At 67.0% G+C, this 3,167-nt stretch carries 3 protein-coding genes; 2 read left to right on the forward strand and 1 reads right to left on the reverse strand.

What is annotated here, in order from left to right; all coding sequences use genetic code 11:
* Together AC08OX_RS09040 and AC08OX_RS09045 are read left to right on the forward strand one after the other, a co-directional pair.
* The coding region (locus AC08OX_RS09040; protein WP_476607397.1) for a CAP domain-containing protein at positions 1 to 386 on the forward strand (386 nt) is incomplete at its 5' end.
* Between the two features lie 399 nt (positions 387 to 785).
* Positions 786 to 2,735 carry a glycoside hydrolase family 26 protein gene (locus AC08OX_RS09045; protein WP_476607398.1) on the forward strand — a complete coding sequence of 650 codons (1,950 nt, stop codon included), beginning with the start codon at positions 786 to 788 and terminating at the stop codon, positions 2,733 to 2,735.
* 73 nt (positions 2,736 to 2,808) lie between these two features.
* On the opposite strand, the gene AC08OX_RS09050 is transcribed toward AC08OX_RS09045, so the two are convergent.
* A complete protein-coding gene (locus tag AC08OX_RS09050; RefSeq protein WP_232235012.1) occupies positions 2,809 to 3,033 on the reverse strand; it encodes a DUF1918 domain-containing protein in 225 nt (74 codons plus the stop codon).
* Positions 3,034 to 3,167: the final 134 nt, after the last annotated feature.

Here is a 3,167-nt window from a genome sequence, read left to right on the forward strand (position 1 = left end):
CCCTCGTGCTCGCGCGGGTCGTCACGCTCACCAATGCCGAGCGCGCCCGGGAGGGTCTCGCGCCGCTGACCGTCGACGACCGCTTGGCCGCCGCCGCGGAGGCGCACAGCGTGGACATGGCGACCCGTGGCTTCTTCGCGCACACCAGCCCGGAGGGACGCACGGTGTCCGACCGGGTGAGCGCTCTGGGCTACCGCTACGCCCAGGTCGCCGAGAACATCGCCGCCGGCCAGAGCAGTGCGGACGAGGTGGTGACGGGATGGATGAACAGCCCCGGTCACCGGGCGAACATCCTCATCCCGCGGCTGCGCCAGATCGGCGTCGGGCAGGCCACCGGCGGCGAGTATGGTCGCTACTGGACGCAGGTCTTCGGCACCCTGCTCTGACCGCAGGCGCTCAGACCGCTGGCACTCAGACCGCAGGCGTACCGGAGGTAGGTCGCACCTTCGGCTACAAAGGTATCGGCATTCCCGCGCAGGCGTTGACCGACCGGGCCGAACGGATCACGATTTTTCTGCGCCGACCCCAAGGAACCGCCAGAACCGGTGACAGCGCCGCCGCGAGCGAAGAATCTGCGCAATCCGGCTGTGCACGTTCCACCCGAACCGCCGGGAAGGACGACGTCACAAGTCTTCGCCCATCCCTGGAGAAGTGCGCGTCGAATCTCCGGACAACGACGTTCGACCATGCCCGCGAACCATTGATCTAGCTTCCTTCCTGGTTGATGAGTCAGCTTTCATCGACAAGCTCGACACGCGTTCCACAACCCAGGACAGGACTGGAGAATGCGCACAGAGAACAAACGGGACGGGACAGCGTCCCAGCCCAGGAGATATTCGAACGGCCGTCACGCGCGGACTCGAGCACGTCGCCACCGGATCGGCGGGCTGCTGCTCACCCTCACCGTGGCTCTGATGACCGGGGCATTGACCGGACCTGCCCGCGCGCAGGCCCCGACGATCATCGAGGACAGCGCCATCGGCACCGGGCTCAACCAGGTCTCCTACACGGGGACGTGGACCCGGTGCACCGGGTGCATAGCCGGGCCCCTCGACGACGGCTTCCGGTACTCGTCGACCTACGGCAGCGTCGCCGCGTTCCAGTTCATCGGCACGCGGGTGACCATCTTCGGGGTCAAGGGACCGTGGAGCGGCCAGGCCGCGATCAGCATCGACGGCAGCACCCCGGAGCTCGTCGACACCTTCGCTACGGTCGCGGTCGCGAGCTCGATCTTCACCTCGAACACGCTCACCGCGGGCACCCACACAGTGCAGATCACCAACCTGCACCAGCGCAATGCCACGTCCCGGGGCTACGACGTCGCCTTCGACCGCGCCGAGGCGATCAACGAGGTGGCGCCGCCCCCGCCGACACCGCCGGTGCCCACGGCGCTCACCATCGAGGACACGACGATCGGCACCGGCACCAACCAGGTCTCTTACTCGACCGGGTGGACGAAGTGCACCGGCTGCATTACCTCCCCGAACAACAGCTTCTACTACTCGGCGACCGCCGGCGCGGTCGCCACGATCCGTTTCAGCGGAACGCAGGTCAACATCTACGGCGCCAAGGGCCCGATCGGGGGATTCAGCACGATCCGCCTGGACGGCGGCCAGCCGGTCAACGTCGACACCTACGCGCCGACCTCGAGCATCACCCTGTTCTACAGCTCGGACAAGATCGCCGCCGGCACGCACACCCTGACCCTGACGAATACCGGGCAGCGCAACACCTCCTCGCAGGGCAACAACGTTGGTTTCGACCGGGCGGAGGTCACCACCGGAGCGAACCCGCCGCCGGCCCCGCCGTCCTACGCCGGGCCCCGCTCGGGCAAAGGGTGGCTGACCGGAACCTATCCCGATCCGGTGATGAACCAGCAGAACCTGGAGGCGTTCTGCACCTGGCGCGGGGCGCCCTGTGACTTCACCCTGCTTTACACCACCCGGAACAGCTGGGCGAACGTCAGCCAGCCGGTGGATCTGCTGCGTACCTTCGCCAACTGGCCCGGCCGGTTGATCATCTCCATCCCCCCCTTCCCGGAGCACATCGGTGCCAGCAACGCGACCTGCGCCACCGGGGCCTACGACGAGTACTGGAAGACCTTCGGCCGCGTACTGAACGCCTACGGCCGGCAGAACTCCTACCTGCGAATCGCCTGGGAGGGCAACGGCGACTGGTACGAATGGTCCGCCACCAACCCCAAGGACTACGTCAACTGCTGGCGCCACGTCGCGGACGCCATCAACTCGACCGCGGAGCCGGACCCCACCCTGTGCTGGTGCCTCAACGCTCACTACTCGCAGAACCCGCCGAGTCACAACCCGATGGACATGTATCCGGGCGACGCCTGGGTGGACGGGGTCGGCCTCGACGCGTACGACCACTGGCCGCCGTCCCGGACAAAGGCCGAGTTCGACGCCCAGGCCAACGCCCCCGGTGGGCTGAACTACTGGTTCAACTTCGCCCGCGCGCACAACAAGCTCTTCGGCGTCGGCGAATGGGGGGTGGTGAGTACCAGCGGCAACAACGGTGGCGGTGACAACGCCAATTACATCCAGTGGATGTACGACTGGTTCGTGGCCCATGCCGGCAAGGGGCTGGCCTACGAGTACTACTTCAACAACTGCGACCCGAACAACGTCGGTTCGAACCTGTACCGACCGCTCAGCGCCACGTGTCTCTACCTGAACCGGCAGGCGGGCGCCCGCTATAAACAGCTCTACTCCGGGAAATAGGGTCCGGGGGTGACGCCGGGTGCCGCCCGCCGGCAATGATCAGTAGGCGGCACCCCTCCACCCGAGGGGGTCCTCAGCCGGGCCGCCGGTCGCGGCTGGGACGTAGCTCGACCGATTCGTAGGCGGCCGGGATGTACCACGATTCGCGGCCGTCGTCCCACCGGACGATGAACGGCGCTCGGCCGCTCTCGCCGCGAATCTTGAGTATCACACCGTGGCGCTCGGTACGACCTGTTGCCGAATTACGCACGACGAGGCGGTCCCCGACCCTGGCGTACATGATGTTCCCGGTGTACATCAGGATTCCCTCCCGCGGTCCGTTCGCGGTCCGTTCCGGCATCAGCGCGTCGCCACTCCGTCGAACAGGTCGGTTTCCACGCCGGAACCCGAGCCCGGGCCCCAGGGCTGCGCGAAGGTCGCGTGGTGTGACGG

Source organism: Frankia sp. CoBUL1 (assembly GCF_978021245.1).

Excerpts from the sequence above, each read along its gene's own strand:
- AC08OX_RS09050 (WP_232235012.1), bottom strand. The coding sequence starts at position 3,033 with ATGTACACCGGGAACATCATGTACGCCAGGGTCGGGGACCGCCTCGTC.
- AC08OX_RS09045 (WP_476607398.1), top strand. The coding sequence starts at position 786 with ATGCGCACAGAGAACAAACGGGACGGGACAGCGTCCCAGCCCAGGAGA.